This window comes from Micromonospora sp. NPDC048887 (assembly GCF_040649715.1).
Classification (GTDB): domain Bacteria; phylum Actinomycetota; class Actinomycetes; order Mycobacteriales; family Micromonosporaceae; genus Micromonospora.
Genome location: NZ_JBEZGA010000001.1, coordinates 109,967 through 130,478 on the forward strand (window position 1 = coordinate 109,967; position 20,512 = coordinate 130,478).

A 20,512-nucleotide genomic window follows, 5' to 3' on the forward strand; every position below is an offset into this window, starting at 1 on the left:
AGGTCAGGCGTCCACCACCAGCCGCCGGGGCGCGGGTGGGCGCGGCGCGGCGGCGGACGGGCCCGCAGGGGTCCAGGAGCCCAGCACGGCGGCCCGGGACGCCCCGGTCACCGAGGGCACCGCGCCGGGTAGCCCGTGCCAGGACAGCCAGCCCAGCAGCGCGAACGCGTACGCCTCCTTGGCCTGCGCCGGCACGCCCAGCTCGTCGGTGGTGCGCAGCCGCCAGCGCCCCGCGCCCAGCGCGGCCAGCCGCGCCCGGAGTGTGGGATTACGCACTCCCCCGCCGGCAGCCACCACCTCGGTGACGCGGTGCCTGTCGCAGGCGTCGGCCACCGTCCGGGCGGTCAGTTCGGTGAGCGTGGCCAGCACGTCGTCGGCACCGACCGGCTCACCGAGCGCGGCCAGGGCGGTGTCCAGGTAGCCGCCGTGGAACAGCTCCTTGCCCGTCGACTTGGGCGGCGGCGCGGCGTAGTACGGCTCGGCGAGCAGCCGGCTCAGCAGCGCCTCGTGCACCCGACCGGCCGCGGCGCGGGCACCGTCGACGTCGCAGGGCCGGTCCAGGAAGCGCCGGGCGGCGGCGTCTAGCAGCGCGTTGGCCGGGCCCACGTCGTACCCGAGGACGGGTGCCCCGGGCGCGACCACAGTGAGGTTCGCGATGCCCCCGAGGTTCAACGCGGCCCTGGCACCGGCCTCCGGGTCGAGCAGCAGCGCGTCGAACGCCGGGACCAGCGGCGCGCCCTGGCCGCCCGCCGCGACGTCCGCCGAGCGCAGGTCGTGCAGCACCGGTACGCCCACCCGGGCGGCCACCCGGGCCGGCGCGCCGAGCTGGAGCGTGCCGCGCACCCGGCCGTCCTCGACCCAGTGGAAGACCGTCTGCCCGGGCGACACGACCGCGTCGGCCGCTCCCCCGGCCAGCTCGACGCCGAGGGCCGCCGCGTCCGCGAACACCTCGCCGAGCCGGTTGTCCAGCCGGCAGACCGCCTCGATGGTGGTGGCCGCCGGGGGCAGCAGCGCGCCGATCTCGGCCCGCAGGTCGTCCGGGTACGCCAGCTCCCGGTGCCCGAGCGGCCGCAGCCGCAGCGTGTCGCCGTCGGCGGTGAACTCGGCCGCGGCCACGTCCACGCCGTCGTAGGACGTGCCCGACATCAGCCCGACGATCTTCATCGGGTCAGGCTAGCCAGGCAGGAACAGCCCGACCAGCTCCACGTGCTGGGTCATCGGGAACAGGTCGAAGCCGCGCAGCGCGGCCAGCCGCCACCCCGCCTCGGTGAACGTGCGCACGTCCCGGGCGAACGCGGCCGGGTCGCAGGCCACGTAGGCGACCGCGCGGGGCCGGGCGGCCACCACACCGCGCACCACGGGCGCGCCCGCGCCGGAGCGCGGCGGGTCGAGCACCACCAGGTCGACCGGTCCGGTGATCCGGCGCCGGGACAGCGCGGCCTCCACCCGGGCCGCCACCACCTCGACGCCGGCCAGGTCGGCCAGGTTCTCCCGTGCCGCGGCCACCCCGTCCGGCGCCGACTCGACGAGCGTCACCCGGGCGCCGCCGACCCGCTCGGCGAGCGCGGCGGCGAACAGCCCGGCCCCGCCGTACAGGTCCCAGGCGGTCTCGCCGGGCCTCGGGTCGAGCAGGTCGAGCACCGCGCCGGTCAGCGCGTCCGCCGCCGCCGGGTGCACCTGCCAGAACCCGGAGGCGGGCAGCGTGAAGGACCGCCCGGCCGCCGTCTCCCGGACCCGCTCCGGCCCGCTCACCGCCGTCGGAACCCCGTCGGCGTACGCGACCACCGCGACGTCACCGCCGGTGCTGGCGACCGTCTCCACCGCGTCGGCGTCCGGCCAGCGGGCGCCGGTGGGCGGGAGCACCGGCAGCTCCTGGATCGCCGGGTGCGCGATCAGGCACCGCTCGATCGGCACGACCTCGTGCGAGCGGTGCTTGAGCAGCCCGGCCCGGCCGGCCGCGTCGACCGCGTAGCGGACCCGGGACCGCCAGCCCAGCTGCCCGCCGGGCAGTGCCTCGACGCGTACGCCGAGCGCGTCGATCTGCTCGGTGGTGAGTCCGCCCAGCCGGGTGAGCTGCTCGCGCACCACTGTGAGCTTCCAGTCGAGCTGGGCGACCGGGGCGACGTGCTGGAGGTCGCAGCCGCCGCACCGCCCCGGCCGGGCGTACGGACACGGCGGTGTCACCCGGTCCGGCGAGGCGTCCAGGATCTCCACCGCGTCGGCGCGGGCGAAACCCCGGTGCAGCTCGGTCACCTCGGCCACCACCCGCTCACCTGGCAGCGCGTGCCGGACGAAGACCACCTGCCCGCCGACCCGGGCCACGCAGTGCCCGCCCGGCGCGACCGCGTCGACGCTCAGCTCGACCCGCTCGGCCTCCTCCAGCCCGGGCCGCTCCGCCGCCGGCACGGAACCGGGTCGCTCCACCGCCGGCGCGGGATCGGCCGGTGCGGGACCGGAACGCTCGCCGTTGATCATGACAGCTCCTCGCGCTCGGCGGACGGCGTGGACGCCACCGGCGGTGGCAGCGTGCTCTGCGGCGCCACCCGGGGGCCGCGCGCCGGGCCCCGGCTGAGCGTCGCGTCCAACCGGTCCAGGTTCTTGCTCGCGGTGGACGCGAGCTGCCACGGCACGCTTGTCACCATCACGCCCGGCTCGAACAGCAGCCGCCCCTTGAGCCGCAGCGCGCTCTGGTTGTGCAGCAGGTTCTCCCACCAGCGGCCCACCACGTACTCGGGGATGAAGACGGTGACCACGTCGCGGGGCGACTCCCGGCGCACCGACGCGACGAAGTTGAGGATCGGGCGGGTGATCTCCCGGTACGGGGAGTCGATCACGGTGAGCGGCACCGGCAGCTCGCGGCGCTCCCAGTCGGCCTGGAGTTCGCGGGTGTCCTGCTCGTCCACGTTGACGGTGACGGCGGTGAGCGTGTCCGGCCGGGTGGCCCGGGCGTACGCGACCGCCCGCAGCGTCGGCTTGTGCAGCTTGCTGACCAGCACGATGGCGTGGTTGCGGGCGGGCAGCACGCCCCGCTGCTCGGTCGGCTCCAGTTCCTCGGCGATCCGGTCGTAGTGCCGGCGGATGCCGAGCATCACCACGTACATCATGGCCATCGCGACGATCGCGATCCACGCCCCGAGCAGGAACTTCGTGGCCAGCACGATGATCAGCACGACGCCGGTCATGACCATGCCGAACGTGTTGATCGCCCGGGAACGGACCATCCGCCGGCGCGCCTCCGGGTCCCGCTCGCGGCGCAGGTGCCGGTTCCAGTGCCGGATCATGCCGGCCTGGGAGAGCGTGAACGAGACGAACACCCCGACGATGTAGAGCTGGATGAGCTTGGTGACCTCGGCCTGGAACCCGATGATCAGCACTACCGCGAAGACGGCCAGGAACACGATGCCGTTGGAGAACGCCAGCCGGTCGCCCCGGGTGTGCAACTGGCGGGGCAGGTAGCGGTCCTGCGCCAGGATCGAGCCGAGCACCGGGAAGCCGTTGAAGGCGGTGTTGGCGGCCAGGAACAGGATCAGCGCGGTCATCCCGGCGACCACGTAGAGCAGGACCGAGCCGCCGCCGAACACCGTCTCGCCGAGCTGCACGGTCACGGTCTTCTGCACGTAGTCGACCGGGCCGGAGACGATCTGCGACCTCGGGTCCTCGACGAACTGGAGGCCGGTGAGCCGGGACAGCCAGATGATGCCGACCAGCATGGCCACCGCGATGCCGCCGAGCAACAGCAGCGTGGTCGCCGCGTTCTTCGACTTCGGGCTCTTGAACGCCGGTACGCCGTTGGAGATCGCCTCCACGCCGGTGAGCGCCGCGCAGCCGGAGGAGAACGTCCGCAGCAGCAGGAACACCAGCGCGAACCCGGTGACACTGTGCTCGGCCTGGATCTCCAGGCCGGCGCTCGGCGCGCGCAGGTCGTCGCCGAGCACGAAGATGCGGATCAGCCCGGTCAGCAGCATGCCGCCGATGACGATCACGAAGCCGTAGGTGGGGATGGCGAAGGCGGTGCCCGACTCGCGCAGGCCGCGCAGGTTGATCGCGGTGAGCAGCACGACCGCGCTGACCGCGATGAGCACCTTGTGGGTGGCCACGAACGGCACCACCGAGCCGAGGTTGGCCACGCCGGAGGAGACCGACACGGCGACGGTCAGCACGTAGTCGACGAGCAGCGCGCTGGCCACGGCGAGGCCGGCCCGGGGACCGAGGTTGACGGTGGCGACCTCGTAGTCGCCGCCGCCGGAGGGGTAGGCGTGCACGTTCTGCCGGTAGCTCGCCACCACGGTGAGCATGACCACGACGACCGCGAGTGCGACCCACGGCGAGAAGAAGAACGCCGAGGCACCGGCGATGGACAGCGTCAGGAGGATCTCGTCCGGGGCGTACGCCACGCTGGAGAGCGCATCCGACGCGAAGACCGGCAGCGCGATGCGCTTCGGCAGCAGGGTGTGCTGGAGGCGGTCGGACCGGAACGGTCGACCGAGGAGGAGTCGCTTCAGCAGCGAGGTGGGTCGGGCCACAACCGCCAAGCGTACGACCACCGGGCGCGGGGCGCGGGGGTGGTCGATCACCGCCGGACGGGCCCGCGCGGTACGGTCGGTCCCCCTGTCCGGGGCGGGACGTGGCAGGCTCGCAGACGACGGGTCGGCGGGCGGCACCGTGGGAGGAGCGGACACCGTGCATGTGGTGATCATGGGCTGCGGCCGGGTCGGGTCGACCCTGGCCCACAGCCTGGAGTCCCGGGGGCACTCGGTGGCGGTGATCGACCAGGACGCGGACGCGTTCCGCCGTCTCGGGCCCGACTTCGCCGGCATCACGGTGACCGGCGCGGGCTTCGACGGCGAGGTGCTGCGTCAGGCCGGCATCGAGCGGGCCGACGCGTTCGCGGCGGTGTCCAGCGGCGACAACTCCAACATCATCTCGGCCCGGCTGGCCCGGGAGACGTTCGGCGTGTCCCGGGTCGCGGCCCGCATCTACGACCAGCGCCGCGCCCAGGTCTACGAGCGGCTCGGCATCCCCACCGTGGCGACCGTCCGGTGGACCGCCGACCGGATGCTGCGCCACCTGGTCCCCGAGGGCAACGTGGAGATCTTCCGCGACCCGACGAGCACGGTCTCGATCATCGAGGTGCCGGTGCACAAGGACTGGATCGGCCGGCCGCTGCGGCAGCTGGAGCAGGCGGTCGGCGCCCGGGTGGCCTACCTGAACCGCTTCGGGATCGGCACCCTGCCCACCGCCTCCACCGTGGTGCAGGAGGGCGACCAGGTCTTCATGCTGGTGACCGACGACATCAACGGCCCGGTCACGTCGGTGGCGGCGGCGCCGCCGGAAGGGGGGCACTGAGCCATGCGGATCGCCATCGCCGGCGCCGGCAACGTGGGCCGCTCGATCGCTCAGGAGCTGATCGACAACGGCCACCAGGTGATGCTGATCGAGCGGCAGCCGAAGATGCTGCGGCCCGACCGGGTGCCGGCCGCCGACTGGGTGCTCGCGGACGCCTGCGAGCTGGCCAGCCTGGAGGAGGCCGACGTGGCCGGGTGCGACGTGGTGGTGGCCGCCACCGGCGACGACAAGGTCAACCTGGTGGTGTCGCTGCTGGCCAAGACCGAGTTCGCGGTGCCCCGCGTGGTGGCCCGGGTCAACCGGGCGGAGAACGAGTGGCTGTTCACCGAGCAGTGGGGCGTGGACGTCGCGGTGAGCAAGCCGAGGGTGATGGCGGCGCTCGTCGAGGAGGCGGTCACCGTCGGCGACCTGGTCCGGCTGATGACGTTCCGGCAGGGCGAGGCGAACCTGGTCGAGATCACCCTGCCGCCGACCGCGCCCTACCTGGGGCAGCCCATCCACGCGGTGCCGATCCCCCGGGACGCGGCGCTGGTGGCGATCGTGCGCGGCAAGCGGGTGCTGGTGCCCACCCCGGACGACCCGATCGAGGCCGGTGACGAGCTGGTCTTCGTCTGCACCGCGGCGGTCGAGGACGACGTGCGCGCGGTGATCCTCGGCCCGGCCCGCACGGACCGTGACCGGGAGCGGTCCTGAGGCGGGGGCCTCAGGCGCCGGGCAGCGGGGTGGGTGCGGTCTCCCGGGTGACCCGGCGCACCACCCAGACCGTGATCAGCAGCAGCAGCGCGTACGGCGGGTAGCCCAGGGCGAGCCGGGCCACGCCCAGCGCGGTGTCCTGGTGGGCCAGGTAAAGCCCGGCCTGCACGCCGACCTTGGCCAGCCACACCACGCCCCAGAGCACGGTGAGCTGGGTGAAGGTGCGTACCAGCCTGGGGTCGTCGCGCCACTCGGAGCGGCCCTTCGCGACCAGCACGGACCAGATCCAGCCGACCAGCGGCTGCCGGATCACGGCCGACAGCAGCAGCGCCAGGCCGTACCCGATGCCGTAGAGGATGCCGGGCAGGTAGAAGTCCCGCTCGTCGCCGGTGCGCAGGGCCAGCAGCGCGCCGATGCCGACGCCGAACAGCCCGTTGACCGCGTGCCGCACCGGCTTGCGCTGGGCCAGCCGCAGCCCGGCGATCAGCAGCGCCACCGCCACCGAGGCGTACACGGCGGGGCGCAGCTCGCCGATCACGTTGGCGATCACGAAGACCATCACCGGGATGCTCGACTCGACCAGGCCGCGCCATCCGCCGAGCTGGTCGGCCATCTGCTCGGCGAGGCTGGGCAGCCGCTCCTCGTCCTGCGGGCCGAGACCCGGCGGGGTGTGCTGTCCGGTCGTCACTTCGGCGACTCCAGCTCGTAGTACGGGTTGTAGATCACCTTGCGGTCGTCGCGCACCGCCACCCGGCCGCGCGCGGTCAGGTGCCGGCCCGGCTCGATCCCGGCGATGTGCCGGCGGCCCAGCCAGACCAGCGTGACGACGTCGGTGCCGTCGTAGAGGTCCGCCTCCAGGGTGGGCAGGTTCGTGCGGGGCGTGTAGACGACGGTACGCAACCGCCCGGCCACCGACACCACCTGACCCCTGTTGCACTGGTGGGCGGGCGTGCCGCCGGACTCGGCGCTCTCCCGGCGCAGCTCCTGCGCCTCGATCTCGGCCTCGCTCGCGGTGAGCCGGTGCAGGAGCCGCCGCAGCGACCCCCGGCTCTCGTCGGTCGTCATGACCTCCGCGTCACCCTCTCCACAGCGGGGCCCCGCATGCCCGGAACCGTCCCGCCAGCGTACGCGCAGTGGCGCGCCGACGGGAGCGCCGTGGCGCGTACCGCCGGCCGGAACCGGACACGCCGCGGGCCCGGCGCCGTGTCGCGCCGGGCCCGTGCACGTTCTGGATCAGACCTCCTGCGCGTCGGCGGCCTGCTGCTCGGCGACCTCGCGGGGCAGCCGCAGCGGCAGCGGCTCGCGCACCGGCTTGGCCTCCTGGCCCCGGTCGACGACCAGGCCGTCCAGGCAGGCCGCGAGCGGGCCGGCGGCGGCCGGGTCGGTGGCGGCCGCGCCCTGGAAGACACCGCGCACCATCCAGCGCGGGCCGTCGATGCCGACGAACCGCAGGTCGGTCGGACCGTCCGGGGTACGCACCCGGGCACGCAGCTCGGGCCCGTGCTCCCCCTCGACCTCCTGGGCGGTGGCGCCGTCGCCGACAAGCGACTGCCGGATCTCCTCGCGCACCTCGTCCCAGATGCCCTCGGAGCGGGGCGCGGCGAAGACGCCGAGCTGGAGGGCGTTCTGGCCGTGCACCAGCACGACCTGCTGGATCACGCCCTGCGGGTCGGCCTGGACCCGCACCTCCACGTCCGGCACCGCCGGGATCCGCAGGCTGCCGAGGTCGAGGCGAGGCGCGTCGGGTGCCTCGCTGACGTCGTACGGGCCGCGGTCCGGCGCCGACGGGGTCTCCTCGGCGTCGAGGACCCCATTGTCACGCGCCTCGTCGGCCCGCTTCCGGGAGAAGATCACTGCGCCCACCCTCCGCTGTTCACACTCACCCTGCCACCTCTTCGCTCTGCCCGCCGGACGGCGCCGGGACCAGCCCGGCGTGCCCGCCGGTGGATCCGTGCCCACCGGCGCCGCGCCGGGAGGCGGGCAGCTCGGCCACCGGCCGGAACTCGGCCCGGGCGACCCGCTGGACCACCAGTTGGGCGATCCGGTCACCCCGGCTGATCCTGGCCGGCGTGTCCCGATCGTGGTTGATCAGGTTGACCAGGATCTCACCCCGGTAGCCGGCGTCGACCGTACCGGGCGCGTTGAGCACCGTCACGCCGAGTCTGGCCGCGAGTCCGGATCGGGGGTGCACCAGCCCGACGTAGCCGTCCGGCAACGCCACCGCCACGCCGGTGGGCACCAGGGCCCGGCCGCCGGGGGGCAGCTCGACGTCCGCGGCGGCCACCAGGTCCGCCCCGGCGTCGCCGGGATGGGCGTACGCCGGCAGTGGCAGCTCCGGGTCGAGCAGCCGTACGGCCACGGGTACGACGTCTGTCACGGTCATCCTCTTCCGTCCGGTCCTGCGGGGTGCCCCTGCCATCCTGCCGGTTGCCGGGCCGCTCGCGCGCCGTACCCTCGTCTGTGTGCGTCAGTCGTCATCTCCCGCCGCCCCGCCGGCCACCGCCGCGTACGCGGAGCGCCTCGGGCTGCCCTGGTGGGCCTGGCCGGCCGGGCTGGCCGTGGCCGGCCTGCTCGCGGTCGAGCTCTGGATGGGTGCGACCGGGGTGCGCGCCTGGCTGCCGTTCGTGCTGCTGATCCCCGCCGCGGTGGCCGGCCTGTGGTGGCTGGGCCGGATCCGGGTCGAGGTGCGCGACGGCGAGCTGCGGGTGGACGACGCCCACCTGCCGGTGCGGTACGTCGCGGACGTGGTGCCGCTGGACGCGGCCGGCCGGCGCGAGGTGCTCGGCGTCGGCTCCGACCCGCTGGCCTTCGTGGTGCAGCGCCCGTGGATCGGCGGCGCGGTGCAGGTGGTGCTGGACGACCCGGCCGACCCGACCCCGTTCTGGGTGGTCAGCACCCGGCGCCCGGTCGAGCTGGCGGCCGTCCTGCTGGCCGCCCGCGACGCGGCCTGACGGTCCGCCCGCGCCGCCGGTCAGGACGGCTTGCCCGGCAGGGCACGCGCGGTACGCCGCAGGTCCTTGCGCAGTTGCTCGCCGAGCGCGCGGGTGGCCCGGCGGTTGAGGTAGCCGGCCACCGCGGCGCCGGTCAGGAACGGCCCGAGCGTGGTGAGGTTGCGCCCGAAACGGCGCATCAGGCTGTCCCGCAGCTCCCGGCGGGCGGCGGTGCCGAGCACCGCGCTCACGCCGACCCCCGGCATCATCGGGTTGACCCCCCGCTGGGTGGCCCAGGACTGCACGAGCGCCACGGCCCGGCCGGTGCCGCCGGCCGGCAGCGGCACCCGGTGGACCTCGTGCAGCTCGCCGATCAGCTTCAGCTCGATCGCCACCACCGCCACCGTCTCGGCGGCCAGCAGGACCGGAGCGGAGAGCAGGGTGGGCGTGACCGCCCACTCGACGGCGGCGACCCCGCCGCCCGCGGCGCCGACCCCGGCGGTGGCGCGGGACGCGTTGCGGACCAGCCGGTCGGCGAGCGCGTCGTCGTCCAGGCCGGGGAAGTGCCGTCGTAGCGTGGCGAGGTCGCGGATGGGCACGTGCGGGGCGACCTCGGCGACCGTGTCGGTCATCCAGCGCACCGCCGCGCGGGGCTTGAACAGGTCGGTGATGCCGCGGGAGCGGGCCTGGCGGACCAGCCGGGCCAGCAGTTGCCGCCGGCGGGCCGGCGCGATGTCGTCGGCGGTCAGTGCCGCGACGGTGGCGCCCAGCTCGGTGCTGTCCGCGCCGGACGCGCCGGACTCACCCGGCGTCGGGGCGGAACCGACCGGCCCGGGTGTCGCGGGTGTCGCGGCCGGGCCGCCCGGTGCCGGTGTCTCGGCCGGGCCGCTCGGTGCCGGTCTCGGTGCCGGTGCCGGGGTCCGGTCCGCGCCGGTCCCCTCGCTGCGCTCGCTCACCCGTCCGCCCTCCTGCTCCGCGCGGCGTGGCAGCCGCCCGTAACGAGTCAAGCAGCAACCGGCCGCCCCCGCACGGCGGCGGCGGCGGCGGCTCGAACAGCGGCGGCCACGTCGAGGCGGCCGCCGCTGGTGTCCCCGGTCGGGATCAGACGCACTCGCGGCAGATGAGGTCGCCGTTGCGCTCGACCGCAAGCTGGCTGCGGTGGTGGACCAGGAAGCAGCGGGCGCACCGGAATTCGTCCTGCTGCATCGGGAGGACCTTGACCGTGAGCTCCTCGTCGGCCAGATCGGCGCCGGGCAGCTCGAAGCTCTCGGCCACCTCGGCCTCGTCGACGTCCACGGCGCCCGACTGTGAGTCGACCCGCCGGGCCTTGAGCTCTTCCAGGCTGTCCTCGCCGAGGTCGACCTCGTCGCGACGCGGGGCGTCGTAGTCGGTGGCCATCGGTTTCACTCTCCAATATCGATATTGTCGCTGCCGGTTGTAACGCCGGACGACGCCGTTTCGGTTCCCCTGACCGGCCACCATCTCTGTCGGGCACCCGACCCGAGGAACGGTGGGCCGGGCTCGCCGGTGCGAAAGCCCCCGGTGAGCGCGGAACCTTACCCCCCTGTGGGCGAGGCATGTATACCGCCCTCGCGGGAGAGATGTACGCCTCCAGGCCCGAAGTTGTTCCCAATGTGACTCAGGCGACACGAAGATAGGGGTAGTCCTACCGGTTCACCGCGTGGCGCGCCGGTATGTCGGACTGTTTCCACGCCTGAGCCGGACAGGCGTTAACCTCAGCGGCGTACTGGACGGCCGACCGGTCGCGGCCCGACCGCGTCGCCCGCCACCACCCAATCACTGTCCGGGGAGCGCCCAGGATGAGTTTTGCGCGAGTGCGGGCACTCGTTGTCGTCGGACTGCTGGCGGTCGTCGCCCTGGTCTTCGTGGTCGTCGCCGTGCTGAAGGACAGTCAGGGCACAGCCGGCACGGCGGCCTCCTGCCCGGACGGCTGGCCGCTGGTCGACCTGCGGCTGCGGGAACAGAAGGACGTCAAGATCAATGTCTACAACGCCACCGACGAGGCCGGCCGGGCCGGCAGCGTCGCGGACGACTTCCGCAACCGCAAGTTCCAGGTCAAGAAGGTCGGCAACGAGAAGAAGGCGTTCGACGGCGTGGCCCAGCTCCGGTTCGGGCCCAAGGCCGTGGGCTCGGCGCACCTGCTGCGTGCGTACTTCCTGAACGAGGCCAACCAGGCCTTCGACGCGAACCGCAAGGACGACGTGGTCGACGTGGTCCTGGGCAACCAGTTCCAGCAGCTCGCCACCACCACCGAGGTCAACCAGTCGCTCGGCGACCTGGGCGCGCCACAGGCGCCGCCGGAGACCTGCCCGATGCCGGTCGAGAAGTAGGCGACAGGCGGCCCGACGACGCGGGGCGGTCTCCCTCGGGGAGGCCGCCCCGTCGCATGCCCGGCACCCGGTCACGGCCCGCCGGAGGCGTCCAGGTCGACCAGCCGGTCGTGCAGCGGCCCGTGCAGCGCGGGCGGCGCGGCCAGCACCAGGTCCGGGCCGGCCGCCCGCCCGGACAGACCGGTCACCAGCAGCCCGGCCTCCCGGGCGACCAGCCCGCCGGCGGCCAGGTCCCAGTCGGCCAGCCCCTTCTCGAAGTACGCGTCCACCCGCCCCTCGGCGGCCAGGCAGAGGTCGAGCGCGGCGGCGCCCATCCGGCGGATGTCCCGGATGTGCGGGATCAGCTCGGTGACCACGCGCGCCTGGTGTGCCCGGCGGCGGGCGTCGTAGCCGAACCCGGTGGCCACGAGCGCCTGCCCGAGGTCGGTCGCGGTGGAGCCGCTCAGCCGCTGCCCGTCGCGCCAGGCGCCGCCGCCGAGCGTCGCGGTCCACTCCTCGCCGGTGACGACGTTGCGCACCACTCCCGCGACCACCTCACCGGCTACCTCGGCGCCCAGCGAGACGGCGTAGTAGGGCAGCCCGTAGAGGTAGTTCACGGTCCCGTCGATCGGGTCGAGGATCCAGCGCACGCCGTCGGCGCCGGCGGGGCCGGTATCGCCCGCGCCGTACTCCTCGCCCAGCACCGCGTCGCCGGGCCGTCGCGCCCGCAGCGCGGCGATCACCTGCCGCTCCACCGCCCGGTCGGCGGCGGTGACCACGTCGGTCACAGTGCTCTTGGTCGCGGCCACCGAGACGCCCTCGACCCGCATCCGGTACGCGGTGGCGGCGGCCTCCCGGGCCACATCGACAGCGATCGCGAGCAACTCCCCCGCCGTGGGCGTCGAGGTGATCATGTTTCTCCCCTTCCGGCGCGATCGGGACCGGCCGTCTCGTGCGCGGGTATCATCCTTACAAAGTCCACATCTGCGCCGAATCTGCGGTCCCGGACCGCAGGTCCGCCGTGCGGCGCGGGATGATCGCGGCAGACGGCGTTACAATTCACCCTGCCCACGCGCCACGGACCGCCAGCGACCGGACGGCCCGGGACACGGGGGTCCTCAACGACTCGCCCGGCGCGGCCGTCCCATGCTGCGCCGGACGACCCGGCCGTGCTCGCTCTTTCGCCTCCGGAAGGTCTTCGTGACAGATCCCCGCCAGACCGGCGCCGACGTTCGCTCGCTCACCGACACCCTGATCGCCCACGCGCAGAGCGCCGGCGGCCAGCTCACGTCGGCCCAGCTCGCGCGCACCGTCGAGTCCGCTGAGGTGACCCCGGCCCAGGCCAAGAAGATCCTCCGCGCGCTCTCCGAGGCGGGTGTGACGGTGGTGGTGGACGGCTCGGCGAGCACCCGCCGCCGCGTCGCCGCCGCCCGGTCCGCCACCCCGGCCTCCCGCGCGACCACCGCCAAGACCACGAAGAAGGCCGCCGCGCCCGCCCCGAAGCAGGCGCCGGCCGCCGAGGAGTCGCCCGCCCCGGCCCCCCGGAAGGCGACCGCGCGCAAGGCCACCACCGCCGACGCGGCGAAGGCCGCGGCCCCGGCGAAGGCCACCAAGGCGACCCGCGCCACCAAGGCCACCGTGGCGGCGAAGACCGCCGCGGCCAAGCCGGCCAAGGCCGAGGGCGCCGAGGGTGAGATCGACCCGGAGGAGCTGGCCGCCGAGATCGAGGATGTGGTGGTCGAGGAGCCGGCCGAGCTGACCCGGGCCGCCGAGGCCGACGCGGCCAGCTCCGCCACCGACAACGACTTCGAGTGGGACGACGAGGAGTCCGAGGCGCTCAAGCAGGCGCGCCGCGACGCCGAGCTGACCGCCTCCGCCGACTCCGTGCGGGCGTACCTGAAGCAGATCGGCAAGGTGCCGCTGCTCAACGCCGAGCAGGAGGTCGAGCTGGCCAAGCGGATCGAGGCCGGCCTCTACGCCGCCGAGCGGCTGCGCGCCGCCGACGAGGGCGAGGAGAAGCTGGTCCGCGACCTCCAGCGCGACCTGATGTGGATCTCCCGGGACGGCGAGCGCGCCAAGAACCACCTGCTGGAGGCCAACCTCCGCCTGGTGGTCTCGCTGGCCAAGCGCTACACCGGTCGCGGCATGGCCTTCCTCGACCTCATCCAGGAGGGCAACCTCGGCCTCATCCGCGCCGTCGAGAAGTTCGACTACACAAAGGGCTACAAGTTCTCCACCTACGCCACCTGGTGGATCCGCCAGGCCATCACCCGCGCCATGGCCGACCAGGCCCGCACCATCCGCATCCCCGTGCACATGGTCGAGGTGATCAACAAGCTCGGCCGGATCCAGCGCGAGCTGCTCCAGGACCTGGGCCGCGAGCCCACCCCGGAGGAGCTGGCAAAGGAGATGGACATCACACCGGAGAAGGTGCTGGAGATCCAGCAGTACGCCCGGGAGCCCATCTCGCTCGACCAGACCATCGGCGACGAGGGCGACAGCCAGCTCGGCGACTTCATCGAGGACTCCGAAGCTGTCGTCGCTGTCGACGCGGTGTCGTTCTCGCTGCTCCAGGACCAGCTCCAGCAGGTCCTCCAGACGTTGTCCGAGCGTGAGGCGGGCGTGGTGCGCCTGCGTTTCGGCCTCACCGACGGCCAGCCGCGCACCCTGGACGAGATCGGCCAGGTGTACGGCGTGACCCGGGAACGCATCCGGCAGATCGAATCCAAGACCATGTCCAAGTTGCGGCACCCCTCGCGTTCCCAGGTGCTCCGCGACTACCTTGACTGACCGCGTACGTCAACAAATCGTGCCGGTTTGATCACCAGCCGTAGAACATTGATCGATGATCGGTCGATTGCCTGTTTGTGATCGTTGACGTGGCACCCTTGGTGCACGGCACACTGTCCTCCACGCCAGGTGTGACCTCGGTCCCCCGCGGGCACACAGGGAAGGCAGGGCCCGAGATGGGTGTTGCACGATAGGTGAGCAACCGAAGAGAGTGTTCATCGGTGACGACCAGAGGAGGAAGGCGATGACCCCGACCCTCACGCCGCCGCCCGAGACGGTGAGCCCCCCGGCCGCCGATGAACGGTGCGACCGCTGCAATGCTGCCGGCAAGCTCCGGATCACCCTCTCGGGTGGGAGTGAGCTGGTGTTCTGTGGGCACCACGCGAACAAGTACGCGGAGGATCTCGTGAAGATCACCGTGCGTTTCGTGGCGGACCCGGAGTTCAGCTGGCGTGGCGCCGATCTGATGGCGAACTGAGGTCCGACAAGAAGTCCACAACCCGACATGACCGGCCGGAGGCACCCGCAAGGGGAGCCTCCGGCCGGTTTTTCGTGTCCGGTCGAGCCCGGTTGACCCGTCAGAGGGTCTGCACGGTGGCGATGCGCTCCTCGAGCTGCTCGATCGTGGCCTGCGCGCTGGGCGGGCCACCGCAGATCCGGCGCAGCTCCGCGTGGATCTTGCCGTGCGGCTGGCCGGTGTGGTGGTGCCGGGCGGCCACCAGAGCGTTCAGCTGCCGCCGTAGCGCCACCCGGCGCTGGGCGGCGCTCATCGGTGGGGGCACCGCCGCCGGGGCCGCAGCGGCCGGCTCAGCGGTCCGCTGGGCGGCCCGGCGCTTCTGCGCGGCGAGCTGCTCGGCCTGCCGCTTGGTCAACAGCAGCGAAACCTGGTCGGCGGTGAGCAGACCGGGCAGACCGAGGTATTCCTCCTCCTCGGGCGTGCCGGCCTGGGCGGCGGTGCCGAACGAGGCCCCGTCGAAGATCACCTGGTCCAGCTCGGCGGTGGCGGAGAGCGCGGCGAAGCGCTTCTCCAGCTCCCCGCTGGCGCCGTCGTCGCGCTGGGCGCGCTCCAGCAGGTCGTCGTCGAAGCCCTCGCGGTCCTTCGGCTTGCCGAGCACGTGGTCCCGCTCGGCCTCCATCTCGCTGGCCAGCCCGAGCAGGTGCGGCACGCTGGGCAGGAACACCGACGCGGTCTCGCCGGAGCGGCGGGCCCGGACGAACCGGCCGATCGCCTGCGCGAAGTACAGCGGGGTGCTCGCGCTGGTGGCGTACACGCCGACGGCCAGGCGGGGGATGTCGACGCCCTCGGACACCATCCGCACCGCGACCAGCCACCGTTGCTGCGAGGCGGCGAACGTCGCGATCCGCGCGGACGCGCCCTGGTCGTCGGAGAGCACCACGGCGGCCTTCTCACCGGTCACCTGCTCCAGCAGCTTCGCGTACGAGCGGGCCACCTGCTGGTCGCTGGCGATGACCAGGCCGCCCGCGTCCGGCATGCCGTTGGCGCGCAGCACGCTCAGCCGGGCGTCGGCGGCGCGCAGCACCTGCGGCATCCAGTCGCCGGCCGGGTCCAGCGCGGTACGCCACGCCTGGGCGATCAGGTCCTGCGTCATCGGCTCGCCGAGGCGGGCGGCCAGCTCCTCGCCGGCGTTGGTGCGCCACCGGGTCTCCCCCGAGTACGCCAGGAACAGCACCGGCCGGACCACGCCCTCGCGCAGCGCGTCGGAGTAGCCGTAGACCGAGTCGGCGCGGGAGCGCAGCAGCCCGTCGCCGCCGCGCTCGTAGCTGACGAACGGGATCGGGTTGTCGTCGGAGCGGAACGGCGTACCGGTGAGCATCAGCCGGCGTACCGCGGGCTCGAACGCCGCCTTCACGCCGTCGCCCCAGGTACGCGAGTCGCCGGCGTGGTGGATCTCGTCGAGGATGACAAGCGTCCGGCGGGTCATGGTGCGCCGCCGGTGCACCTGCGGTGCCATGCCCACCTGGGCGTAGGTGACCACCGCGCCGTGGAAGTCGGCGGCGGAGTGCAGGTCGGCGTTGCGGAACGCGGCGTCGAGCTGGATGCCGACCCGGGCGGCGGCCTGCGCCCACTGGGTCTTCAGGTGCTCGGTCGGCGCGACCACGGTGACCGCCTCGACGGTGCCGTCGGCGAGCAGTTCGGCGGCGATGCGCAGGGCGAAGGTGGTCTTACCGGCGCCGGGGGTGGCGACAGCGGTGAAGTCCTCGGTCCGGCGGCGCAGGTATTCCACGAGCGCCTTGCGTTGCCAGGCGCGCAGGGGCGGGAACGTGTCGAGCGCCGGCATCCGCGGTGGCACGCGTAGCTCCTCTCCGCCGCGGACGGCGGCGGGCCCGACCGGGGCCACGGGAGCCGCCGCCCATGAAAACGCCCTCGCGCATCCGGTGCCGCGAAGGCCGGTTCAGCATAACCAGCGCCGGCCGTGCGCCCCACTCGACGCCACGCCTGTCACATCCGCCCACCCCGGCGCACGGCGGTCAGGGCAGTGGTCCCCGGGTGCCGGTGCGCGGGGGCCGCAGCGTCGCCACCGGTGCGGACCAGCGGCGGCGCAGCGCGATCAGGCGCAGCCCGAACACGAGCAGGGCGGCGGCGGTGAGCGGCACGGCGGTTGCCTGTCCGGACGCCGACAGCAGCGCCACCGCGACCGACCCGGCGAGTGCGGCGAGGGCGTAGATCTCGCGGCGCAGCACCACCGGGATCTCGCCGGTGAGCAGGTCCCGGCCGAGCCCGCCGCCGATCGCGGTGAGCATGCCGATCATGCAGGCGCCGACCGCCGGCACCGCGGCGTCGAGGGCCTTGAGCGTGCCGATGACGGTGAACAGGCCGAGGCCGGCGGCGTCGAGCACCAGCACCGTCGTACGCAGCCGGGCGAGCTGGGGGTGCAGCCAGAACACGGCGGCGGCGGTGACGGACGCGGTGGCCGTGTACCGCCAGTCGGCGAACGCCAGCGGCGGAACCTCGTCGATCACCAGGTCACGGGCGATTCCCCCGCCGAGCGCGGCGACCACACCGACGAAGACGACCCCGAACAGGTCGAGCCGTTTCGCCACCGCCGCGGAGGCGCCGGAGGCGGCGAAGACCGCCACGCCGGTCAGGTCGGCGAGAAGAAGGGCGGTGGAGGTGGTCACCGCCGCAGGTTACGTGCACGGGCGGCGACGCCGCCCGTGGTCACTCGCGGTACGAGTCGTAGATCTCCTTGCACTTCGGGCAGACCGGGGAGCCCGGCTTGGCCGCCTTGGTGACCGGGAACGTCTCACCGCAGAGCGCGACCACGTAGGTGCCCATGACGGCACTCTCGGCGATCTTCTCCTTGCGGACGTAGTGGAACATCTCCGGACCAGTGTCCGCGTCCTTCAGCTCGGGACGCTCGAGAACCTCTGTGCTCACGACTACACCTCCGGCGTTCCAGTTTTGCAGGTCGGTCCGCCCCGGTCCACCTGGGCCCCGGCCGGAAGCGGCCCGTACGGTAACCGACGTGACCAACTTTCACATCAGTCTCGGTAGTGAGGTGGCCGACGCCCTGCGGGACGGCCGCCCGGTCGTGGCGTTGGAGAGCACGATCGTCTCGCACGGGCTGCCCCGGCCGGACAACCTGCGCGTGGCGCGCGAGATCGAGCAGGCGGTACGGGACGCGGGGGCGGTGCCGGCCACCATCGGCATGGTCGCAGGCGAGCTGCGGGTGGGGCTGGACGACGCCCAGCTCACCCGGCTCGCCACTGTCGACGGCGTGAGCAAGCTCTCGGTCCGCGACCTGGCCCCGGCTGCGGCGACGGGCGCGGACGGCGCCACCACCGTGGCGGCCACCAGCGCGGTCGCGGCGGCGGCCGGGATCGGCGTGTTCGCCACCGGTGGGCTCGGCGGCGTGCACCGCGAGGCGGCGCAGACGTTCGACGAGTCGGCCGACCTGGTCACGCTGGCCCGCACGCCGATCGCCGTGGTCTGCGCCGGGGTGAAGTCGATCCTGGACGTGGGCGCCACGCTGGAGCGGCTGGAGACGCTCGGCGTGGGCGTGGTCGGCTACCGCACCCGCCGCTTCCCCGGCTTCTACCTCACCGACGCCGGCTTCGACCTGGACTGGTCGGTCGAGTCGCCGGAGCAGGTGGCGGACGTGCTGGCCGCCCGCGCGGCGCACGGCGTGCACCACAGCGGCCTGGTGGTGGCCAATCCGCTGCCCGCCGACGAGCAGCTCGACCCGGCGCTGCACGACCGCACGCTCGCCGAGGGACTCGCCGCGCTGGCCCGCGAGGGGATCACCGGCAAGGCGGTCACCCCGTTCCTGCTGTCGCACTTCCACTCCGCCACCGAGGGCGCCAGCCTGGCCGTGAACGTGCGGATCATCCTGCGCAACGCCGACCTCGCGGCCCGGATCGCCGTCGCCGCCGCGGCCCTCCCCGCGGCATGAGCACCAGGCCGCGCGTCGTCGTCGTCGGCGACATCATCACCGACGTGCTCGCGGTGCTGTCCGGGCCGCTGGCGACCGGTTCGGACACCGCGGCCGGGATCCGGTTCAGCGGCGGCGGGCAGGCGGCGAACACCGCCGCGTGGCTCGCCGGGCAGGGCACGGCGGTGACGCTGGTCGCCGCCGTCGGCGACGACGAGACCGGCCGGGAGCGGGTGGCCGAGCTGGCCCGGATCGGCGTCGACTGCGCGGTGGAGCGGCACGAGGGCTACCCGACCGGCACCGTCATCGTCCTCACCCACGACGGGGAGCGGACCATGGTCAGCCAGCGGGGCGCGAACCTGCGGCTGACCGCCGCGCACGTGGACGCGGCGCTGGCCGCCGCGCCCGACGCCGGGCATCTGCACCTGTCCGCGTACACCCTGTTGGACGTCGGGTCGCGCGGCGCCGGCCTGCGCGCGCTGGCCACCGCCCGCGAGCGTGGGCTGACCGTCAGCGTCGACGCGGCGTCCGCGGCGCCGTTGCGGCGCGTCGGCGGCGCGTTCCTGACCTGGGTACGCGACGTCGACCTGCTGCTCGTCAACACGGACGAGGCGACTGTGCTGGCCGGTGGGCTGGACCCGGCGGCGCAGGCGCGGGCGCTGACAGCCGTGGCGCACCGGGTGGTGGTCAAACGGGGCGCGGCCGGTGCGGTGTGGGTGGAGCGCGGCGGCGTGGTGGAGTTCGCCCCGGCACCCGGGGTGGACGTGGTGGACGTGACCGGCGCCGGGGACGCGTTCGCGGCCGGGCTGCTCACCGCGTGGCTGGACGGCGCCGATCCGCGCGCCGCGCTGGCCCGCGCGGGTGATCTGGGCGCGCTCGCCGTGACGACGGTGGGCGCCCGCCCGGCGCCCTGACGGCGGTGGCCGGTCCGGGCGGTGCTCCGCCCGGGCCGGTCAGGGCTCGGCGTCGATGATCTTGTGGGGGTTCTCCTCGGCGGTGAGGGCCGTGGGCGCGGGCTCCTCGCGGTGCCGGTTGCGGAAGCGGTTCGCCAGCCGGTGCTCCTCCTTGGGCGGCCGGTCGTTGGCGAGCAGCACGGCGAGCCAGGGCACGAGCACCATGCCGAGCGCGCACAGCGGCAGCCAGAGCCAGAGCAGCGGGGCCTTGGCGCCGACCAGGATCGCGCCCGCCACCAGACACGCGACCCGGATGGCCATCATCAGCACGTATCGCTTCTGCCGGCTGTTGAGCTGGTCGTCCTGGCTGCGCGGGGCGTCGGTGATCAGGATCGGCTGGTACGCCTGACGCTTCACCACGGACCTCCTACGAGGGGATAGGGCCCATCCTGTCACTCCGGACGGATGATCGGCGAAATTCGTGACAGCCGGGTACGTGTTACGTGCGTGGTACGCTTCGCCGGTGGCCAACCGGTTCAGCTTCACCGACGAGGCGCTGGCGAACCTGCGGGTCTACGACGTCACACCCGGGGAAGTCTGGGAGGCCCTGCACAGCAGGCGCCGGGTCATCCGGCACCTCGGCGACGACGTCATGGTGGTCTACGCGACCGACCACCGGGGCCGGCGGCTCGCCGTGCTGCTGGCCGAGGCCGACGGCACCGACAACGATTGGGACATCCTCTCCGCCCGCGAGCTGAGCGACGTCGAGGCCAAGCGCTACGACGAGGCGGTGCGGAGAGCACGCCGACGAGGAGGCGGTCACGATGCACCGTGACGAGGCGACCAAGCGGTTCCACGCCGGAGGCGACGCGTTCGCCGATCTGATCGACGACACGTCACCGGCGCAGCTGCCCACCCCCGACACCGACGTGCCGATGGTCAGCCGGTCGGTGCGGCTGCCGCTGGAGACGTACGAGCGGGTCCGCGCCGCCGCCGACGCGCGCGGCATCGGGGTCACCACGCTGATGCGGCAGTGGATCGAGGCCGGCCTGGCCGACCTGGACGACTCGGCCACTGTCTCGCTGGCCGACGTGCGCCGCGCGCTGGCGTCGCTGTCCCGCCCGACCGCCGCCTGA

The 20,512-nt window shown here is 73.8% G+C and carries 24 protein-coding genes; 10 read left to right on the top strand and 14 right to left on the bottom strand.

The window, feature by feature from the left end; all coding sequences use genetic code 11:
- Window positions 1-3: 3 nt before the first annotated feature.
- From AB0C17_RS00490 to AB0C17_RS00500, 3 genes are read right to left on the bottom strand one after another with little or no spacing between them, the layout of a single operon-like run.
- Window positions 4-1,164, bottom strand: a complete 1,161-nt coding sequence (locus tag AB0C17_RS00490; protein WP_357382670.1) for an anhydro-N-acetylmuramic acid kinase — start codon at window positions 1,162-1,164, stop codon at window positions 4-6.
- 9 nt (window positions 1,165-1,173) lie between these two features.
- Window positions 1,174-2,475 carry a TRAM domain-containing protein gene (locus AB0C17_RS00495; protein ID WP_357382668.1) on the bottom strand — a complete coding sequence of 434 codons (1,302 nt, stop codon included), beginning with the start codon at window positions 2,473-2,475 and terminating at the stop codon, window positions 1,174-1,176.
- Window positions 2,472-4,523 (bottom strand): APC family permease, encoded by a 2,052-nt coding sequence (locus tag AB0C17_RS00500; protein WP_357382666.1) that lies wholly within the window; start codon window positions 4,521-4,523, stop codon window positions 2,472-2,474. Before AB0C17_RS00500 ends, AB0C17_RS00495 begins: the two co-directional genes overlap by 4 nt.
- 157 nt (window positions 4,524-4,680) lie before the next feature.
- On the opposite strand from AB0C17_RS00500, the gene AB0C17_RS00505 reads away from it, so the two are divergent.
- Both AB0C17_RS00505 and AB0C17_RS00510 read left to right on the top strand, forming a co-directional pair.
- Window positions 4,681-5,346, top strand: a complete 666-nt coding sequence (locus tag AB0C17_RS00505; RefSeq protein ID WP_357382663.1) for a TrkA family potassium uptake protein — start codon at window positions 4,681-4,683, stop codon at window positions 5,344-5,346.
- Window positions 5,347-5,349: 3 nt separating this feature from the next.
- Window positions 5,350-6,039 carry a TrkA family potassium uptake protein gene (locus AB0C17_RS00510; RefSeq protein WP_357382661.1) on the top strand — a complete coding sequence of 230 codons (690 nt, stop codon included), beginning with the start codon at window positions 5,350-5,352 and terminating at the stop codon, window positions 6,037-6,039.
- Window positions 6,040-6,049: 10 nt separating this feature from the next.
- Here AB0C17_RS00510 and AB0C17_RS00515 read toward each other — a convergent pair whose 3' ends face one another.
- The 4 genes from AB0C17_RS00515 to dut form a co-directional block, all read right to left on the bottom strand.
- Window positions 6,050-6,727, bottom strand: a complete 678-nt coding sequence (locus AB0C17_RS00515; RefSeq protein WP_357382659.1) for a DUF3159 domain-containing protein — start codon at window positions 6,725-6,727, stop codon at window positions 6,050-6,052.
- Window positions 6,724-7,104, bottom strand: a complete 381-nt coding sequence (locus AB0C17_RS00520) for an OB-fold nucleic acid binding domain-containing protein (protein ID WP_030502986.1) — start codon at window positions 7,102-7,104, stop codon at window positions 6,724-6,726. Before AB0C17_RS00520 ends, AB0C17_RS00515 begins: the two co-directional genes overlap by 4 nt.
- A gap of 168 nt (window positions 7,105-7,272) precedes the next feature.
- Window positions 7,273-7,893 carry a DUF3710 domain-containing protein gene (locus AB0C17_RS00525; RefSeq protein WP_357382656.1) on the bottom strand — a complete coding sequence of 207 codons (621 nt, stop codon included), beginning with the start codon at window positions 7,891-7,893 and terminating at the stop codon, window positions 7,273-7,275.
- Between the two features lie 25 nt (window positions 7,894-7,918).
- Window positions 7,919-8,416, bottom strand: coding sequence for a dUTP diphosphatase (gene dut, locus AB0C17_RS00530; protein ID WP_357382788.1), 498 nt, complete (start codon window positions 8,414-8,416; stop codon window positions 7,919-7,921).
- Window positions 8,417-8,501: 85 nt separating this feature from the next.
- Here dut and AB0C17_RS00535 point away from each other — a divergent pair, with 85 nt between their 5' ends.
- A complete protein-coding gene (locus AB0C17_RS00535) occupies window positions 8,502-8,990 on the top strand; it encodes a DUF3093 domain-containing protein (protein ID WP_357382654.1) in 489 nt (162 codons plus the stop codon).
- A 20-nt stretch (window positions 8,991-9,010) separates the two neighbouring features.
- Here the strand turns inward: AB0C17_RS00535 and AB0C17_RS00540 are convergent, their stop codons facing one another.
- Together AB0C17_RS00540 and AB0C17_RS00545 are read right to left on the bottom strand one after the other, a co-directional pair.
- Window positions 9,011-9,739 (bottom strand): hypothetical protein, encoded by a 729-nt coding sequence (locus tag AB0C17_RS00540; RefSeq protein ID WP_357382786.1) that lies wholly within the window; start codon window positions 9,737-9,739, stop codon window positions 9,011-9,013.
- Between the two features lie 331 nt (window positions 9,740-10,070).
- A complete protein-coding gene (locus AB0C17_RS00545) occupies window positions 10,071-10,367 on the bottom strand; it encodes a DUF4193 domain-containing protein (protein WP_013284790.1) in 297 nt (98 codons plus the stop codon).
- Between the two features lie 437 nt (window positions 10,368-10,804).
- On the opposite strand from AB0C17_RS00545, the gene AB0C17_RS00550 reads away from it, so the two are divergent.
- A complete protein-coding gene (locus AB0C17_RS00550) occupies window positions 10,805-11,320 on the top strand; it encodes a LytR C-terminal domain-containing protein (protein ID WP_357382784.1) in 516 nt (171 codons plus the stop codon).
- A gap of 71 nt (window positions 11,321-11,391) precedes the next feature.
- Here AB0C17_RS00550 and AB0C17_RS00555 read toward each other — a convergent pair whose 3' ends face one another.
- On the bottom strand, window positions 11,392-12,213 hold the full coding sequence (locus tag AB0C17_RS00555; RefSeq protein ID WP_357382652.1) for an inositol monophosphatase family protein: 822 nt from the start codon (window positions 12,211-12,213) through the stop codon (window positions 11,392-11,394).
- A gap of 286 nt (window positions 12,214-12,499) precedes the next feature.
- Between AB0C17_RS00555 and AB0C17_RS00560 the strand changes: the two genes are divergently transcribed.
- Window positions 12,500-14,089, top strand: a complete 1,590-nt coding sequence (locus tag AB0C17_RS00560; RefSeq protein WP_357476129.1) for an RNA polymerase sigma factor — start codon at window positions 12,500-12,502, stop codon at window positions 14,087-14,089.
- Window positions 14,090-14,333: 244 nt separating this feature from the next.
- A complete protein-coding gene (locus tag AB0C17_RS00565) occupies window positions 14,334-14,567 on the top strand; it encodes a hypothetical protein (RefSeq protein WP_354865457.1) in 234 nt (77 codons plus the stop codon).
- Between the two features lie 100 nt (window positions 14,568-14,667).
- Here the strand turns inward: AB0C17_RS00565 and AB0C17_RS00570 are convergent, their stop codons facing one another.
- From AB0C17_RS00570 to AB0C17_RS00580, 3 genes are all read right to left on the bottom strand, one after another.
- A complete protein-coding gene (locus tag AB0C17_RS00570) occupies window positions 14,668-16,389 on the bottom strand; it encodes a DEAD/DEAH box helicase (protein ID WP_357382782.1) in 1,722 nt (573 codons plus the stop codon).
- Between the two features lie 190 nt (window positions 16,390-16,579).
- Complete coding sequence (locus AB0C17_RS00575) at window positions 16,580-17,230, bottom strand: TRIC cation channel family protein (RefSeq protein ID WP_357382648.1); 651 nt, start codon at window positions 17,228-17,230, stop codon at window positions 16,580-16,582.
- A 40-nt stretch (window positions 17,231-17,270) separates the two neighbouring features.
- Complete coding sequence (locus AB0C17_RS00580) at window positions 17,271-17,489, bottom strand: DUF3039 domain-containing protein (protein ID WP_088946800.1); 219 nt, start codon at window positions 17,487-17,489, stop codon at window positions 17,271-17,273.
- Between the two features lie 88 nt (window positions 17,490-17,577).
- Between AB0C17_RS00580 and AB0C17_RS00585 the strand changes: the two genes are divergently transcribed.
- Window positions 17,578-18,504 (top strand): pseudouridine-5'-phosphate glycosidase, encoded by a 927-nt coding sequence (locus tag AB0C17_RS00585; protein ID WP_357467438.1) that lies wholly within the window; start codon window positions 17,578-17,580, stop codon window positions 18,502-18,504.
- Window positions 18,501-19,397 carry a sugar kinase gene (locus tag AB0C17_RS00590; RefSeq protein WP_357382644.1) on the top strand — a complete coding sequence of 299 codons (897 nt, stop codon included), beginning with the start codon at window positions 18,501-18,503 and terminating at the stop codon, window positions 19,395-19,397. The genes AB0C17_RS00585 and AB0C17_RS00590 overlap by 4 nt, the downstream gene beginning before the upstream one ends.
- Before the next feature lie 39 nt (window positions 19,398-19,436).
- Here AB0C17_RS00590 and AB0C17_RS00595 read toward each other — a convergent pair whose 3' ends face one another.
- Complete coding sequence (locus AB0C17_RS00595; RefSeq protein WP_357382780.1) at window positions 19,437-19,793, bottom strand: DUF3099 domain-containing protein; 357 nt, start codon at window positions 19,791-19,793, stop codon at window positions 19,437-19,439.
- Window positions 19,794-19,899: 106 nt separating this feature from the next.
- Between AB0C17_RS00595 and AB0C17_RS00600 the strand changes: the two genes are divergently transcribed.
- Both AB0C17_RS00600 and AB0C17_RS00605 read left to right on the top strand, forming a co-directional pair.
- A complete protein-coding gene (locus tag AB0C17_RS00600; RefSeq protein WP_357382642.1) occupies window positions 19,900-20,211 on the top strand; it encodes a hypothetical protein in 312 nt (103 codons plus the stop codon).
- A complete protein-coding gene (locus AB0C17_RS00605) occupies window positions 20,201-20,512 on the top strand; it encodes a hypothetical protein (RefSeq protein WP_013284778.1) in 312 nt (103 codons plus the stop codon). Before AB0C17_RS00600 ends, AB0C17_RS00605 begins: the two co-directional genes overlap by 11 nt.